This window comes from Azospirillum lipoferum, from assembly GCF_024170005.1.
Lineage (GTDB): Bacteria > Pseudomonadota > Alphaproteobacteria > Azospirillales > Azospirillaceae > Azospirillum > Azospirillum lipoferum.
This window is the reverse complement of sequence record NZ_JALJXJ010000002.1, coordinates 461,357-478,129: the sequence shown is the minus strand read 5'-3', so window position 1 is coordinate 478,129 and position 16,773 is coordinate 461,357. Positions and strand designations below refer to the sequence as shown.

14 protein-coding genes are annotated in these 16,773 nt (G+C 68.3%); 10 read left to right on the top strand and 4 right to left on the bottom strand.

The features are described from left to right. Window positions 1-6 precede the first annotated feature (6 nt). Window positions 7-684: a LuxR C-terminal-related transcriptional regulator gene (locus J2848_RS06140; protein ID WP_149230000.1), complete on the bottom strand. Its 678-nt coding sequence runs from the start codon at window positions 682-684 to the stop codon at window positions 7-9. Between the two features lie 297 nt (window positions 685-981). Next, entirely contained in the window at window positions 982-1,662 is a 681-nt protein-coding gene (locus J2848_RS06135; protein WP_149230001.1) for a LuxR C-terminal-related transcriptional regulator, read from the bottom strand. Window positions 1,663-2,243: 581 nt separating this feature from the next. Here J2848_RS06135 and J2848_RS06130 point away from each other — a divergent pair. The 10 genes from J2848_RS06130 (at window position 2,244) to recN (ending at window position 15,033) form a co-directional block, all read left to right on the top strand. Next, window positions 2,244-4,586: an ATP-dependent helicase gene (locus J2848_RS06130; protein WP_149230002.1), complete on the top strand. Its 2,343-nt coding sequence runs from the start codon at window positions 2,244-2,246 to the stop codon at window positions 4,584-4,586. A gap of 149 nt (window positions 4,587-4,735) precedes the next feature. Further along, the gene (locus J2848_RS06125; RefSeq protein WP_149230003.1) at window positions 4,736-5,932 is read left to right on the top strand and encodes a hypothetical protein; all 1,197 of its coding nucleotides are present in this window, start codon (window positions 4,736-4,738) and stop codon (window positions 5,930-5,932) included. A 118-nt stretch (window positions 5,933-6,050) separates the two neighbouring features. After that, entirely contained in the window at window positions 6,051-6,941 is an 891-nt protein-coding gene (locus J2848_RS06120; protein ID WP_109086150.1) for a 50S ribosomal protein L11 methyltransferase, read from the top strand. 65 nt (window positions 6,942-7,006) lie between these two features. Next, complete coding sequence (locus tag J2848_RS06115) at window positions 7,007-7,477, top strand: tellurite resistance TerB family protein (RefSeq protein ID WP_149230004.1); 471 nt, start codon at window positions 7,007-7,009, stop codon at window positions 7,475-7,477. A 115-nt stretch (window positions 7,478-7,592) separates the two neighbouring features. Next, complete coding sequence (locus tag J2848_RS06110; protein WP_149230005.1) at window positions 7,593-9,644, top strand: aminopeptidase P family protein; 2,052 nt, start codon at window positions 7,593-7,595, stop codon at window positions 9,642-9,644. Between the two features lie 246 nt (window positions 9,645-9,890). Continuing rightward, window positions 9,891-10,256: a chemotaxis response regulator CheY gene (locus tag J2848_RS06105; RefSeq protein ID WP_012974572.1), complete on the top strand. Its 366-nt coding sequence runs from the start codon at window positions 9,891-9,893 to the stop codon at window positions 10,254-10,256. 113 nt (window positions 10,257-10,369) lie between these two features. Further along, window positions 10,370-11,458: a protein phosphatase CheZ gene (locus J2848_RS06100; protein ID WP_149230006.1), complete on the top strand. Its 1,089-nt coding sequence runs from the start codon at window positions 10,370-10,372 to the stop codon at window positions 11,456-11,458. 204 nt (window positions 11,459-11,662) lie between these two features. Beyond that, complete coding sequence (locus J2848_RS06095) at window positions 11,663-12,391, top strand: protein phosphatase CheZ (protein WP_246193683.1); 729 nt, start codon at window positions 11,663-11,665, stop codon at window positions 12,389-12,391. 126 nt (window positions 12,392-12,517) lie between these two features. Beyond that, window positions 12,518-13,333: an outer membrane protein assembly factor BamD gene (locus J2848_RS06090; RefSeq protein ID WP_149230008.1), complete on the top strand. Its 816-nt coding sequence runs from the start codon at window positions 12,518-12,520 to the stop codon at window positions 13,331-13,333. An 8-nt stretch (window positions 13,334-13,341) separates the two neighbouring features. Further along, window positions 13,342-15,033 (top strand): DNA repair protein RecN, encoded by a 1,692-nt coding sequence (recN, locus tag J2848_RS06085; RefSeq protein WP_149230009.1) that lies wholly within the window; start codon window positions 13,342-13,344, stop codon window positions 15,031-15,033. A gap of 8 nt (window positions 15,034-15,041) precedes the next feature. Here recN and J2848_RS06080 read toward each other — a convergent pair whose 3' ends face one another. Further along, entirely contained in the window at window positions 15,042-15,935 is an 894-nt protein-coding gene (locus J2848_RS06080) for a LysR family transcriptional regulator (protein WP_149230010.1), read from the bottom strand. Between the two features lie 62 nt (window positions 15,936-15,997). Then, window positions 15,998-16,609 (bottom strand): NUDIX domain-containing protein, encoded by a 612-nt coding sequence (locus J2848_RS06075; protein WP_149230011.1) that lies wholly within the window; start codon window positions 16,607-16,609, stop codon window positions 15,998-16,000. Window positions 16,610-16,773 lie beyond the last annotated feature (164 nt).

The window sequence follows — 16,773 nt, the reverse complement described above, 5'->3', positions numbered from 1 at the left end:
TGAGCGTCACAAACTCTGTGCGGTCAAGGCGGCCTGGGTGCGGTTGCGGACGCCCAGATGGCGCAGGATGGCGGTGACGTGGACCTTCACGGTGCCTTCCGTCAGCCCCAGTTCATGGGCGATCTGCTTGTTGGATTTACCGTCGCGCAGCCGGGCCAGCACGTCGCGCTGACGGGGCGTCAGCTGGTCGCCGTTGCTCAGCCCCGCGCCGTCGTCCGTCGTGTCGACGGAGCCGTGCCCGCCATAGCCGCCCCCCTGGCCACCATGCATCTGATCGACACGGTCGGCGCCGCGGATGGCCTGTTCGGGCAGGTAGATGCCGCCGGCGAGCACAAGCTGCAAGGCTCCCAGCAGCACCTTGGCGCTGGAGGATTTCGGGATGTAGCCGGCGGCGCCGTTCTCCAGGGCCGCCAGCAGGTCGGAGCGCTTTTCCGACCCCGACACCACCACCAGGAGCGCCTTCGGCAGGCTGGCATGGATGTCGCCGAGCGCCGAGAAGCCGGTCCAGCCCGGCATTCCGAGATCGAGCAGGATCAGGTCGAAGGGTCTGGTGCCGTCGCACAGTGCCCGCACCTCGTCATAGGTGCTGGCCTCGAAGAACGTCATGTCGGCGTCGAATTGCGCCAGCAGCCGGCGCAGACCGTCTCGGAACAGCAGGTGATCGTCGGCGATCAGCACGTTCATCGCAGGCATTTCCAGAAGGTTGCGGCGATCTTACACCGGGATGGCGTCATCGGCCCGCAGTTCACATAGGCACCGCCCTTCCCGCCCTGTAGTTCGCTTTTGGTCTTAGACCGCTTCCTCTATGCCTGTGCTCATTGTCCGCCGCCGGCTTGCGGGACTGGGGCTGGAAGCTGAAAAGCACTGCAAAAGGCAACGCGCCGCTCCGCCGGCCGCCTGCCCCGGATGGAGGGGGCGGACGGCCGGAACGGAAGGCGGGCGGGGCCTTTCGGCAGAGCGGTATGCTGGATCGGGTACGGATCAGACGGTGGCGGCGACGCCGGTTTCGGCGGCCTGATCGCCGATGCCGTTGTTCAGCGCCCAGATGGCGGCCTGGGTGCGGTTGGAAGCGTTGATCTTGCGCAGCAGGCTCTTCAGGTGAACCTTCACGGTGGCTTCCGTGATGTTCAGGTGGTTGGCGATCATCTTGTTGCTGTTGCCGTTCAGCAGGCAGCGCAGGATCTGCACCTCGCGCTGCGACAGGCCCTTGCGGCGGGTCGGCAGCTCGGCGCCCATGTCCTCGGTGCGGCCGCTGACCAGCAGCTCGGCCAGATGGGTCGGGAACACCTTCTCGCCCATCATCACCAGCTTCAGCGACTGCATCAGCGCCTCGCAGGCGATGTCCTTCAGCAGATAGCCGCCGGCACCGGCGCCGAGCGCGGCCGACAGGCGGCGGGTTTCCAGATCGTTGGTCAGAATGACGATCCGGATCGACGGATGATTCTCGCGCAGGCTGCGCATCGCATCGACCTCCTCGTCGGCACCGCTCGGCAGGTCGATGAGGATGAGGTCCGGGTTCTTGCCGGTGCCGAGCGTCGACAGGCCCTCGCGCAGGGTGCCGGCCTCGCCGACGACGTTGAAGGAGGTGCCTTCGAACAGACGCTTCATGCCCTCACGGAAAAGCTTGTTGGCATCGATGAGGAAAACGTTGATGGCATCCATGGTCTCAGCCCGCCTTTTGTTCCGTTCCGATCAAAGTGGCGCCGGGTGGCGCTTCGGAGGCATCCCCGACCTTCCGCTCCCGCGTCCGGTCCGTTCCCCCTCAGGGTTCGGGGGTGCCTCGTTGTGATCCATAGATACCCCCGATTTGCGCCGCGCAAAATTTCGCTTAGGTAAATTTCGCGTCGAGCAATGGGCATATGCCGTAAGCCTGCATAAGACAAGATGAGGACATAAGATGGCTTGGTCTGGTCAGTTGGAATAACAGCCTGTGACAGAAAAGGGGAAATCGTTAACGGTGCGGCTGTGACTTCGTCATGACACTGAACTACAGTATCGGGCGACTTTCCCGGCGAACGTCGTTGGCTGGGAAGGACTGCGCCATCGCCCAATGGTTGGAGTCCTATATCCTGTAAACTCGCCTTTCGGCATAAGCGTGGCCGTGCCATCCCCGGCTTCCTACCGGGATATGCGGTCTTTGACGGGGGTCGTGCCGGGGCGCTCTGTGCTGTATACGTTCCAGCCGCAAGACAGCATCGATGTGCTTGAGCCGATCTTTTCGTCCATCCCCAGGCCGGGACGCCATGTCAGACTCTTATGATGATGATCCGTTGAGCCACGCCGCTCCTGCCGCAGCCGGTCCCGCTTCGGGATTTCCGGCGGCCGGATATCCCGCTGCGGCGCAGCGCTTCGCCTATCTGGACGGGCTCAACCCGACCCAGCGGGCGGCGGTGGAGGCTCTGGACGGACCGGTCCTGGTGCTGGCCGGCGCCGGCACCGGCAAGACGCGGGTGCTGACCACCCGGCTGGCCCATCTGCTGATGACGCGCCGTGCCGCCGCTTTCCAGATCCTGGCGGTGACCTTCACCAACAAGGCTGCCCGCGAGATGCGCGAGCGCGTCGCCCATCTGGTGGGGATCGAGCCGGAGGGCTGGTGGCTCGGCACCTTCCATGCGCTGGCCGCCCGCATCCTGCGCCGCCACGCCGAGCTGGTCGGGCTGAAGTCGAACTTCACCATCCTCGACACCGACGATCAGGTCCGGCTGATCAAGCAGCTGCTGGAAGCCGAGAACATCGATTCCAAGAAGTGGCCGGCCCGTCAGGTGCTGGGCGCCATCGAACGCTGGAAGGACCGCGGCCTGACCCCCGATCGGCTGGGCGACGCCGACGGCGGCGAGGTGGCCGGCGGCCGGGTGGTGGCGATCTACCGCGCCTATCAGGAACGCCTGCGCACCCTGAACGCCTGCGACTTCGGCGACCTGCTGCTGCACAACCTCGCCATCTTCCAGAACAATCCGGACGTGCTGGCGGAGTATCACCGCAAGTTCAAGTATGTTCTGGTCGACGAATATCAGGATACGAACGTCGCACAGTATCTGTGGCTGCGTATCCTGTCCCAGGCGCACAAGAACATCTGCTGCGTCGGTGACGAGGACCAGTCGATTTACGCCTGGCGCGGTGCGGAGATCGGTAACATCCTACGCTTCGAGACCGATTTCCCCGGCGCCACCATCATCAAGCTGGAGCAGAACTACCGTTCCACCGGCCATATCCTGGCCGCCGCCAGCGGACTGATCGCCAACAACCAGGGGCGGCTCGGCAAGACGCTGTGGACCGAGGCGGACGGCGGCGAGCCGGTCAAGGTCAAGGCGGTGTGGGACGGCGAGGAGGAGGCGCGCTGGGTCGGCGAGGAGATCGAGACGCTCCAGCGCAAGGGTACTTCCCTGGCGCAGATCGCCGTGCTGGTCCGCGCCGGTTTCCAGACCCGCGAGTTCGAAGAACGCTTCATCACGCTCGGCCTGCCCTACAAGGTGCTGGGCGGTCCGCGCTTCTACGAGCGGCAGGAAATCCGCGATGCGCTGGCCTATTTCCGTGTGGTCAATTCCGGCGACGACGACCTCGCCTTCGAACGCGTCGTCAATCTGCCCAAGCGCGGCGTCGGCCCGGCGGCGATGCAGAGCCTCTACACCGCCGCCCGTGCGCGAGGGCTGTCGCTGACCGAGGCCGGCTGGGTGCTGACCGAAACGGACGAGCTGAAGCCGAAGCTGCGCGCCACCCTGCGCGGGCTGTTGCAGGACTTCTTCCGCTGGCGGACGCTGATGGCGACGGTGCCGCACACCGAGCTTGCCCGCACCATCCTGGACGAATCCGGCTACACCCGCATGTGGCAGGAGGACAAGACGCCCGAGGCCCCCGGCCGGCTGGAGAACCTGAAGGAACTGATCACCGCCATGGCGGAGTTCGAGAACCTGCCGGGCTTCCTGGAGCATGTGGCGCTGGTGATGGAGAATGCCGAGGCCGCCGGGATCGAGCAGGTGACGGTGATGACCCTGCACGGCGCCAAGGGGCTGGAGTTCGACCATGTCTTCCTGCCGGGCTGGGAGGAGGGCGTGTTCCCCAACCAGCGCGCGCTGGACGAGACCGGCATCGCCGGGCTGGAGGAGGAGCGGCGGCTGGCCTATGTCGGGCTGACCCGCGCCCGCCGTCGCGCCTATGTCAGCCATGCCGCCAACCGCAGGCTCTACGGCAACTGGGTCAGTGCTGTGCCCTCCCGCTTCGTCGAGGAGATCCCGCAGGACAATGTCGAGGCGGAGGCCGCCAACGGCCTGTTCGCCGGCAGCGGCGGCCGGGGAAATTTTGGCGGCGGGGCAGGGGGATATGGCGGGGCAGGCGGCTTCCAGTTCCGCGGCTCCACCCGGCAGGCGCCGGCGCCCAAGACCATCACGCTGGACCAGAGTGCCTATGCGGTGGCGCCGCGGCCACGGCCCGATGCGCCCTTCGCCAAGGGCGCACGGGTCTTCCACCAGAAGTTCGGCTACGGCACCGTTGCCGGCGTGTCGGAGGACAAGCTGGAGATCGACTTCGACCATTCCGGCAGCAAGAAGGTGATGGACAGCTTCGTGGTGCCCGCCGACAAGGCGGGCTGAGCCAGGACATGCCCGCCGACAAGGCGGGCTGATCCGGCGCCCGATCCGATCCGTACCGAACGGGTTGCCGCACTGTGACGGCCGTCACAGCCGACACGGCCTTTGCCGCCCAAGATTGCGGCAGGACAAGGGAGCCGGAGGCCACCAGCGTGTTCGGAACGGGTAGCGTCAGTTACGAGGTGCAGAGCCGCCGCGAGGGCCGTTGGCGCATCGAGGGGGCCTACACCGACCAGGAGTCGGCGCTGTCGGCCGCCCGCTCGCAACTGGCGGCGTTCGGCGTCGACGAGGCGAAGGTGGTGAAGTTCCGCACCGTCGCCGGCCTGTCGCTGGAAACCGTGATCCTGCACAAGACCATTCCCCAGCCCCAGCGCAAGGGCCTGACCCTGGGCGGCACGGCGGAGGGGGCACCCCTCTGCCGCACGCCCGACGACCTCCGCGGCTTCGAAAGCCGGGTGGTGATCGGCCGGCTGCTGCGTCCCTATCTGGATGCCCAGCGCATCACCCCGACCGAGCTGCTGCATTCCTGGCCGCTGTTCCGCCGGCTGGAGGAGCAGGGTGCACTGCTGGGCGCCGCCATCCATGCCGTCGCCCGCCATCACGCCGATGTCCATGGCGTCTCCCATGCCGCCCGCGCCCGCGAACTGCGCCAGCTGGTGGAGGCGGTCAGCGGAGCCGCCCGCGACGCGCTGGCCGAGCGGCGCCGGCTGCCGCGTTTCGACTCGACCGATTTGCCGGGCACCAGCCGTGCCATCGACGAGGCGGTCGGGACGGCAGGCCATGACCAGCTGTTCCTCGTCCTGCTGTCCCGGCATCTGGAGGCCGGCGGGCCGCTGGTCGGGAAGCTGGATCTGCTGCTGGCGATGATGGGCGAGGATGCCGAACCGCGGCACCTGTCCCTGCTGGACGGGGTGGTCGCCGACATCATGGGGTCCGCCGACATGGTGAAGGAGCTGCTGGGCGCGCAGCCCAGCCTGCATGCCGGCCTCTGCGCGCTGGCCGACGCCCTGTTCGACCGCGATCCCGACCCGGCGCTGGCACCGATGGGCGCCCCGCTGCGCCGGGTCTGCCGTCTCGCCTTCGAGGGCCGGGCGCCGCAGAGCCGGGCGGTCCTGCTGGAGCGGCTGCGCCAGAGCATTGACGGCGAACAGCCGCTCGACCGCCGCGATGCCAAGGTGGAAGGGGTGCTGACCCGCGACATGGCCGACCGGCTGAAGGGGGCCGACGGCGCCACGCTGGGCGGGGCGGCGATGGAACGGGCGCTGGAACACCGGCTGCTGCGCCATCGCCAGTCGGTTCTGCGCGCCCAGGGCATGCACGACATCGCCGATCGCTTGGCAGGCCGGTAAGGGTTTTCATCGGAATGGAGTGGCTTCCGGAATCCGCACCCGGAATCCTTGGTCTCTTTCCGGCTTGATGCTAAAAACGCCGCTTCTGTTCTCGCGTCGTCGTCGGAAAGCCCCTGTCATGTCGCAAACCCCGCTCTGGCGCATCGCGCTGGTCGTTCCCGAAGCCCATGCGCCCGCCTTTGCCGAGGCGGTGGGCGACCATGCCGATGCGGTGTCGACCTTCGAACTGGAGGAAGGCGGCAACTGGCTGGTGGAGGCGACCCTGTACGGCGCCCCGGACGAGGCGCGTCTGCAATCCCGCGTCGCCGTGCTGGCCAAGGCGCTGGGGATCGAGGAGCCGCGGCTGGCGATCGAGAATCTGCCGCCGATCGACTGGGTGTCGCACAGCTACCAGGGCTTCCCGCCGATTCGCGCCGGGCGCTTCTTCGTCCATGGTTCCCATCATGAGGGGATCGTGCCGGCCGGCAGCATCCCGCTGCTGGTCGATGCCGCCACCGCCTTCGGCACCGGCGAGCATGGCTCGACCAACGGCTGCCTCCAGGCGCTCGACCGGCTGTCGCGCCACCTGAAGCTGCCGCGCGGCGGCCGGCGCGGCGCGCTCGACATGGGCTGCGGCTCGGGCATCCTGGCGCTGGCGGTGGCCAAGCGCTGGCGCGTGCCGGTGACCGCCGTCGACATCGATCCGGAGGCCGTGAGGGTCACCCGCATCAACGCGGCGCTGAACGGACAGAAGACCATGATCCGCGCCCAGGGCGGCGACGGCTACCACACCCCGATCGTCGGGCGGCACAAGCCCTACACGCTGATCACCGCCAACATCCTGGCCCGTCCGCTGTCGCGCATGGCGCCGCAGCTGCGCCGCCATTTGAAGAAGGGTGGCTATGCCGTGCTGGCCGGCCTGCTGAACCGGCAGGAACGCCACGTCATCCAGGCCCACCGCAACCAGGGCCTGCGTCTGGTGGCGCGTATCCCGGTCGGGGAATGGACCACTCTTGTGGTGAAGCGTTGAAACCATAGGGCCGTGATGCGACTTCCCCTAGGGACGATGGTTACACACGTTTCCAGGGAGCCACCATGCTGAACCGCATCCGGTCCTTGTTCACGGGCGACGACGGCATCGAGCCGGGCGAGGACGCCCTGCAAGCCGCCGCCGCCGCCCTGATGGTCGAGGCCGCGCGTACCGACGACACCATTTCCGAAGCGGAGCGCGACCGCATCCTGTCGGTCGTCCGCCGCCATTTCAGGCTGAGCGAGGAAGAGGCGCAGGACCTGCTGTCCGCCGCCGTCTTCGACACCGAGGACGTGTCGCCCTACCTCCGCTACGTCAGCGTCATCATGGACCGTTGCCCGCCCGGCCACCGCCTCTGGATCATCGAGATGCTGTGGGAGGTCGCCTATGCCGACGGCGTGCTGAACGATCTGGAATCGAGCCTGCTGCGGCGGATCGGCGGGTTGCTGCACATCTCCGACGTCGAGCGCGGCGAGGCCCGCAAGCGGGTGCTGGCCCGGCTCGGGCTGCCGGACGATGCGGGGTTGCCGGTCTGAGGAGGCCGGGTTGGCCCCACCCCAACCGGCATAGCCGCCACCCCGCCGCTTGCGCACGGCCTGCGGGGTGCCTAGCCTGTGTCCACAGGATTCACTCTTCCAAGGAACAGGTTCCGTGCCCAGCGCGATTCCCTCCGCTGCCTATCGTGGCGACGACGCCCTTGCGACCCTGTTGACCGAGGCCGCGACCGGCCGCTCTCCCGCCGATGTCCGCGCCCTGCTCGCCGGCGTGCTGGCGGCGCCGGAGGGGGAGGATCCCGCCGCCTGGTCGGTGCTGGTGGGGGAAAACCTCCCGCCCGCCCTGACCGGACAGCTCCAGGCGCTGAAGGCGCTGCTGGCGGCCGAGGCGCCGGCGGCCAATCCCGGCCCGGCCCAGCGGCTGGCCGACCTGCGCGCCGCGCTGAAGCGCCGTGATCTCGACGGCTTCATCGTGCCGCGCGGCGACGAGCATCAGGGCGAATATGTGCCGCCGCGCGCCCAGCGGCTGGGCTGGCTGACCGGCTTCACCGGGTCGGCCGGCAACGCGGTGGTGACATCCGGACACGCCGCGATCTTCGTCGACGGCCGCTACACCCTCCAGGTCCGCAGCGAGGTCCCGGCCGACCTCTACGAGTACAGGCATCTGGTCGAGGACCCGCTGACCGACTGGATCGTCGCCGCCCTGCCCGAAGGTGGGCGCTTCGGCTTCGATCCCTGGCTGCACACCATCGGCTGGGTGGAGAAGACCCGCGCCGCCCTGGAACGCGCCGGCATCCTGCTGGTGGCCTGCGAGGACAACCCGCTCGATTCGGTGTGGCAGGACCAGCCGCCGGCGCCGCTAACCCCCGTCGTGCCACAGGATGAAACCTTTGCCGGCGAAAGCTCCGCCGACAAGCGGGCCCGCCTTGCCGACGAGCTGGGGCAGAAGGGCATCGCCGCCGCCGTGCTGACCCAGCCGGACAGCATCGCCTGGCTGCTGAACATCCGCGGCGCCGACGTGCCCTGCACGCCGCTGCCGCTGTCCTTCGCCATCCTGTCCGCCGATGCGTCGGTGGAGCTGTTCCTCGACCCGCGCAAGCTGGCGCCGCAGACCCGCGCCCATCTGGGAAATCAGGTGCGGGTGCGGCCGGTGGCGGAGTTCGGCCCGGCACTGGACGCCGTCGCCCGCGGCTCCGCCCGCGTGCTGGCCGATCCCAGCTGCACCTCGGCCTGGATCGTCGACCGGCTGCATCTGGCCGGTGCCAGGGTGGAGCGCGACGGCGACCCCTGCGCCCTGCCGAAGGCCTGCAAGAACGCGGCGGAGCTGGCCGGCACCCGCGCCGCCCATGTCCGCGACGGCGCCGCCCTTGTCCGTTTCCTGCACTGGTTCTCTGAAGAGGCGCCGAAGGGCACGCTGACCGAGCTGGCCGTGGTCGAGCGGCTGCTGGCCTGCCGGCGGGAGAATGAGCGGTTCCGCGGCGTCAGCTTCGACACCATCGCCGGGGCCGGGCCGAATGGTGCCATCGTCCATTACCGCGTCACGCCGGAGACCGACCGGCGGCTGGAGCCGGGCAGCATCTTCCTGCTGGACAGCGGTGCGCAATATCTGGACGGCACCACCGACGTCACCCGCACGCTGGCGGTCGGCGATCCCGATCCGGCGATGGCGGCGGAAATGCGCGACCGCTTCACCCGCGTGCTGAAGGGGCACATCGCGCTGTCGACCGTGCGCTTCCCGCGCGGCACCACCGGCTCGCAACTGGACGTGCTGGCGCGGCTGCCGCTGTGGCAGGCGGGGCTGGACTATGACCATGGCACCGGCCACGGCGTCGGGAGCTTCCTGTCGGTGCATGAGGGGCCGCAACGGGTGTCGAAGGTTGGGAATGTCGTGGCCCTGCAACCGGGCATGATCCTGTCTAACGAGCCCGGCTATTACAAGACCGGCGCCTACGGCATCCGCATCGAGAACCTGATCGTTGTCCAGCCGGTGGAAACGGCAGGTGAACTGACAGGGGCCGAACGCCCGGTCCTGGAGTTCGAGCCGCTCACCCTGGTGCCGATCGATCGCGCGCTGATCGAGCGGGCACTGCTGAGCGACGCTGAGGCCGCCTGGGTCGACGCCTATCATGCGCGGGTGTGCGAGTCGCTGGCGCCGCTGCTGGACGATGCGGCCCGCCGCTGGCTGGAGCAGGCGACCGCCCCCCTGTGACCGGAACGGGCGGCTGTATCAAATTGCGGCCGGGTGCTGGGGACGCCCCTGATTCCGCAAGATGTTGCCGCCCGTGGTAACACGTTCTTTACCGGCCTGCTTCAGTGTGACCCAAGGGGATGACTTTTGGCGGCAGTTAGGGCACTACAGTCGGCATCATTATCCCGGTTTACGGCGCAGCCCCCGCGCCGGGTGGGCGTAACGGCCGGACAGACACCGGCAACGGATTATTGCGGAGACGTCTAGATGAAGATCCTCGTCGTCGATGATTACGCCACCATGCGGCGCATCGTGCGGAACCTGTTGACCCAGATCGGCTACACCGACATCGACGAGGCCGGCGACGGCGTGTCGGCGCTGGCGAAGCTGCGTGAGAGCAAGTTCGGCCTCATCATCTCCGACTGGAACATGGAGCCGATGACCGGCCTGCAGCTCCTGAAGGAAATCCGTGCGGATGCGAAGCTGGCGGCAACGCCCTTCATCATGGTCACCGCCGAGAGCAAGACCGAGAACGTCATCGCCGCCAAGCAGGCCGGCGTGAACAACTACATCGTCAAGCCCTTCAACGCCGACACGCTGAAGCAGAAGATCCAGGCCGTCATCGGCGGCTGATCTTCGGGTTTGCGAAGTGGGGGCGGCAGGGACGGCAACGGCCGTCCGGCGCCCGGTTCGGCCGTCCGGGTCCGTGGGACGGCCGGCGCATTCAGTTTGGGGAGTGGACCGGTTTGGAGCAGCTTCCGCAGCTGTCCGATGAAGAGTTCGAGCAGATCGAGGATGCCATCGCCCGATCGGCGAAGGGCAGGGCCTTCCTGCGGCGGCTCCACCGGCGGTCCCTCGGGGCCGCGACGGAGGAAGTGCGCGCCATGCTTCAGGAGTTCCGCGACTCCTGGAGCCGGCAGAACGAAGCGGTGGAGGCCGGCAAGCATGTCGGTGTCCTGCGCCGAGAACTGATGGAAATGGCCGCGTCGATCGAGCAGGCGCGGCGGGAAGTGGCGGCGCTGCGCCCCCCCGACGGCTCGGGCGACAAGATCCTGTCGGCCACCAACGAACTGGACGCCATCGTCATTTCGACCGAACGCGCGTCCTTCGAGATCCTGAACGCCGCCGAACGGCTGATGGAACTGGCGGGCAAGCTTCGCGCCAGCGGTGCCGATCCGGCGATGTGCGGCGAGATCGACACCCAGGTGAACGACATCTTCACCGCCTGTTCCTTCCAGGATCTGACGGGCCAGCGCACCAGCAAGGTGGTCAACGCGCTCCGCTACATCGAGCAGCGCGTCATGGCCATGATCAGCATCTGGGGCGAGGATGGGCTGGCTGGCATCATCGTCAAGGAAGAGCAGACGGACACCCGCCCCGACGCCCATCTGCTGAACGGTCCGCAGCTGGACGGCCATGGCGTCAGCCAGGCGGATGTCGACAGCATGTTCGACAGCCCGGCGCCGGTCCCGGTCGCGCCACCGCCTCCTCCTCCGCCGCCGGCCCCGGTTCAGTCGAGTCAGGCCGACATCGACAGCATGTTCGACGCCCCCGCCCCCGCGGCTGCTCCGGTCAAGGCCAGCCAGGCGGACATCGACAGCATGTTCGACAGCCCGGCACCCGCGGTGGCGAGCCAGTCCGACATCGACAGCATGTTCGATGCACCGGCCCCAACGCCGGCCCCGGCACCGGCCAAGAAGCCGGTACCGAAACCGCCGGGTGCGGCGCCGAAGCCCAAGGCGGCTGCCAAGCCCGCTCCGCCACCACCACCGCCCGCAGCGGCGGAGCCGCCGGTCCCGCTGGATCAGGCGGCGATCGACGCCCTGTTCGGGTAAGGGCCGGTCCCCGGCCGACAGACGCCCGGCCGACAGAGCCTCATGGGTTTCCCCGGATTGACCGCCCCTGCCCGCCGATGGCCGGATAGGGGATGGTCAGCCGATCAGAATGCAGAACCGACGCGACCAGACATCCACCACCAGATTCCACCACCACAGGCCACAGGCGGCCGTTTCCGAGAGGCGGGACCGAGGATGAAGCAGATGACCAAGCCCTTCATGGCCGAGCTTCAGAAAGCCCGCAAATCCGGGCACCCGTTCCAGGCGCTGATCGAAGACGGCGCCGCCGCGGCGGCGGCTCTTCCGGCGCCGACCCAGGTGGTCCAGGCCGACAACACCGAAGTTCTGCGGGCCGTCAGCGACCTTGGCGCCAAGCTTGACCGCTTCCTGGCCATGGATGCGGCGCAGATCGACCAGATCCAGGTCGAGATCGCCGACATCTCCGGCCGTATCAAGGCGACCAAGGTGGAAATGGCCGCCATCCGCCACCCGCTGGCCGGTGACGACAAATTCCAGCAGGCCAGCCAGGAACTGGGCGCCGTCGTCGCCGCGACGGAGGCCGCGACCAACACCATCATGGCCTGCGCCGAAGAGCTGGAAGAGGTGGTGTCGGAGCTGAAGTCGTCGCTGCCGGAGGGCTATCACAACGACCGCGTCAACGACATGGTCGACGTGATCGTCCGTATCTATGAGGCCTGCAACTTCCAGGATCTGACCGGCCAGCGCATCACCAAGGTCGTCCGCGCCATGTCCTTCATCGAAGAGCGCGTCGACGCGATGATGGGCCTGTGGAACAAGCGCGAGTTCGAGGCGATGCCGCTGCCGCCGTCCGTCACCAAGAAGGACGAGAACCTCGACCTGCACGGCCCGGCCGAAGCCACCCCCGACAGCGGCAACATCAGCCAGGCCGACATCGACGCGCTGTTCGGCTAAGGCGCTTTCCATCCATTTTCCGCCGGACGCGGGGAGGGGCGTATTGCCCAACCTCGCGTTACCGCTTGCGGCGCCCTTACCCCGGCGTGCTATACAGGGGCAACTTCGAAAGCGCCCAAGACGACGATGCTTCCTCGCCCGTACCGCCTGCCGCTGACGGCCATTCTCCTGTCCGCCGCTCTGTCCGCCTGCTCCTCCACCAAGGAGGATGCGTATGTCGAACGCCCGGCCGACCAGCTTCTGTCGGAAGCCGACGCGGCGATGCGCGAGGAGTCCTTCAAGAAGGCCGCGAAGCTCTACGACGAGGTGGAGCGCCAGCATCCCTATTCGGATTCGGCCAGCAAGGCGCAGCTTCTTGCCGCCTATGCCCAATACCAGGATCTGAAGTACGACGACGCCATCCTGGCGCTCGACCGTTTCATCCAGCTTCATCCGGGCAGCCCGGACGTCGATTACGCCTATTACATGCGGGCGCTGTGCTATTACGAGCAGATCACCGACGTGCGCCGCGACCAGCGGATGACTCGCCGGGCGCTCGACAGCCTGCAGGAGGTGGTCCGCCGCTTCCCCGACAGCAAATACGCCCGCGACGCGAAGCTGAAGATCGACCTGACCAACGATCACCTTGCCGGCAAGGAGATGGAGGTCGGGCGCTTCTACCTGCGTCAGCACCAGTATACCGCCGCGATCAACCGGTTCCGCGCCGTCGTTGAAAATTACCAGACCACGTCCCATGTGCCTGAGGCGCTGCACCGGCTGGTGGAGTGCTATCTGGCGCTGGGCGTGACCGACGAGGCGAAGGCCGCCGCGGCCGTGCTCGGCCACAACTTCCCCGGCAGCGAATGGTACACGGACAGCTACGCACTGCTGGTGGACGCCAACCTGCGTCCCGAGCGAAACGAGAAGTCGTGGCTCAATCGAGCCTGGAACTCCCTGTTCTAGGCCGTTCCATGCTCGTGTCGCTGACGATCCGGGACGTCGTCCTGATCGAGCGGCTGAGCCTGTCCTTCCGCAAGGGCCTGTGTGCCCTGACCGGCGAGACCGGTGCCGGCAAGTCGATCCTGCTCGACGCCCTGGGGCTGGCCCTCGGCGCGCGTGCGGAGTCGGGTCTGGTGCGCCATGGCGCCGATCAGGCCGCCGTCACCGCGGAATTCGAGCTGTCGGGTGACCACCCGGCCTTCGCCATCCTGAAGGAACAGGGGCTCGACGCCGATTCGGGTGACGGCTCGGCCGGTTACCAGACACTGGTGATCCGCCGCACCGTCAACACCGACGGGCGCAGCCGCGCCTGGGTGAACGACCAGCCGGTCGGCGTTGGCCTGTTGAAGACCCTGGGCGCCGAACTGGTCGAGGTGCATGGCCAGTTCGACACCCACGGCCTGCTGAACCCGCAGACCCACCGCAGCGTGCTCGACGCCTATGCCGGCCTGTCGGCCCAGGCGGCGCAGGTCGCCGCCGCCCACCGCGCCTGGAGGCAGGTGGAGGACGCGCGCCATTCCGCCGCCGCCGACATCGCCCGTGCCCGCTCCGAAGAGGAATATCTCCGCCACGCCGTGGCCGAGCTGGATGCGCTCGCCCCCAAGGCCGGCGAGGAGGAGGAACTGTCGGAGACCCGCGCGGTGCTGATGCACCGGGAAAAGCTGGTCGACGGCATGAACGCCGCCTATGCCGAACTGTCGGGCGACCGTGGCGTGGAACGCGCCCTGTCCTCCGCCATCCGCACCCTGAGCCGCATCGCCGAGCGGGCCGGCGGTACGCTGGACCCGGTGATCGCCGCGCTCGACCGTGCCGCGACCGAGGCGGGGGAGGCGATCGCCGCCCTCCAGGCCGTCTCCAGCGGCGTCGACATGGACCCGCGGGCGCTGGAGAAGCTGGAGGAACGGCTGTTCGCGCTGCGCGCCGCCGCCCGCAAGCATGGCGTCGGCGTCGATGCGCTGGCCGCCCTTCGCGAGGAGATGGCCGGCCGCCTGCTGCTGATCGAGGATCAGGGCGACCTGCTGGCCAAGCTGGCGAAGGAGGCCGAACAGGCCCGCACCGCCTTCCACAAGGCCGCCGAGATGCTGGGCGCCGCCCGCCGCGAGGCCGCCGGGCGGCTGGACGTGGCGGTCGCCGCCGAACTGGCGCCGCTGAAGATGGAGAAGGCCAAGTTCCGCACGCTGGTCGAGCCGGTTGACGAGTCGGAATGGAGCGCGTCGGGCATCGACCGGGTCGCCTTCCAGGTCGCCACCAACCCCGGCTCCCCGCCGGGGGCGCTGAACAAGATCGCGTCGGGCGGTGAGCTGGCGCGCTTCATGCTGGCGCTGAAGGTGGTGCTGGCCCAGACCTCCACCGTCGGCACGCTGGTGTTCGACGAGGTGGACACCGGCATCGGCGGCGCCGTCGCCGCCGCGGTGGGCGAGCGGCTGGAAACGCTGGGCCATGGCCTGCAGGTGCTGGTCGTCACCCACAGCCCTCAGGTCGCGGCGCGCGGCGCCGTTCACCTGAAGGTGCAGAAGTCGCAGAAGGGCGAGCAGGTCACCACCGGCGTCGCCGAACTGGACGGCGACGAGCGGCGCGAGGAGATCGCCCGCATGCTGTCCGGCGCCACCGTCACCGCCGAAGCCCGCGCTGCCGCCGACAGCCTGATCGCCGGCCGCGGCTGACGTGACGGCTAATCCCCCGCCAGTGTTTCGGCGTGGCGGCGGAACAGCCGGACCAGGGCATCGACCACTGCGGCGACGGCCGGCGCGTCGCGCCGGTCGCGGTGGACCAGCAGATGGACGTCCTCGCTGAGCGCGGCCGGCGGGTCGATGACGCGGACCAGTATCGGTTCGGCATCGCCGAGCACGCAGGGAAGCAGCGTCATCCCCATTCCGCGCCGGGCGGCGTCGAGCCGCATCGGCAATTCGCTGAGCCGCGCCACGATGCGGCCGCCGCGCTCCCGGACCGTATCGTCCACCCATCCCGATTGCGACGGCCGCCGCCGGGTTTCCGGCAACCCGACCACCGGAACACCGTCCCAGTGGCCGGACCAGTCGTCACGCAACCCCTGCACCGCGTAAAGCGTGAAGCCGAAGCGTCCGAGGCGGCGGGTGACCAGATCGCCTTCGGCCGGCACCCGATCCATCCGCAGTGCGATGTCGGCTTCGCGTTGGGCCAAATTCAGGGCGTTGCGGGTGCTGAGGATGGTCAGGTCGGCCCCGGTCTCCGCCAGCAGGTCGGGCAGATGCAGGGTGAGGAAGGCGGAGACGGAGGTCGTCGCCGTCACCCGCACCGGCTGGCTGGTCGTGGCCAGCCGGTCGGCGTTGCGGGCGAAGGCCGCGGCGGCTTCGCCCATCACCGCGGCGCTGTCGAGAACGGAGCGGCCGAGCGCCGTCAGCTCCAGCCGGTTGGGCAACCGGTCGAACAGCGGGCCGCCCAACGCATCCTCCAGCCGCTTCAGCCGGCGGCCCAGGGTCGGCGGGCTCAGCCGCAACCGCTGAGCCGCCGCGGTCAGGCTGCCGCGGTGTGCCGTGGTCAGGAAGGCGCGGATATCCTCCCAATCCAATTCCGCATCGTCGATCATCCAGTCCCCGTCCGAATCGCCCGGTGCCAATCTCCCAAGTCCGGCGGGGCGGTCGGACGACGTCACCGCGGCAGCAGGCCGTGAAGGGCGGCATGCTGCAACAGCATGATGGTCTTGCCGTCCAGGATCGCCCCGCTGCTGACCATGGCAAGGGCATCGGCGAAGGTCAACTCGACCACCTCGATGTCCTCGCCCTCCTCGGCGACGCCGCCACCGTCCCTGCGGTCGGCAGCGCGGTATTCGGCGACGAAGAAGGCCAGCCGCTCCGTCACCGAACCGGGGCTCATGAAGGCGTCGAACACCCGGCGCGGCGCCTGGACGGTCACGCCCAACTCTTCCGCCGCCTCCGCGCGGATCGCCTCCTCCGGGCTGCGGTCGTCGAGCAGGCCGGCGCACACCTCCAGCAGCGGTTCGGCATGGCCGTTGACATAGGCGGGAAAGCGGAACTGCCGGGTCAGCAGGACGGTGCCGCGGGTCGGATCGTAGAGCAGCAGGGCGGCCCCATTGCCACGGTCATAGGTCTCCCGGCTGAGGGTCTGCCAGCTGCCGTCACGGCGGCGGTAATCGAATATGGTCTTCTTCAGCACATACCAGTCGTCGGACAGCAGCGTGACCTCACGGATGCGGATGCGGTCGTCGGAGGCGGTGGACAGGGGTGCGGCAGTGATCGTCATGACGGAACCCGATGGTCGATGAAACGGCCAACATCCTGCTGCGTCACCGGTTTTCCGGCAGCCCGTCATCGGTGGAAGGCCCCGCTGCGGAAATTTGGGGGTCGCGCCGTCTGCTCCTTGCGCTGCATATTTCCGGTTGCCGAGTGGATGCACCAAATTTAGGC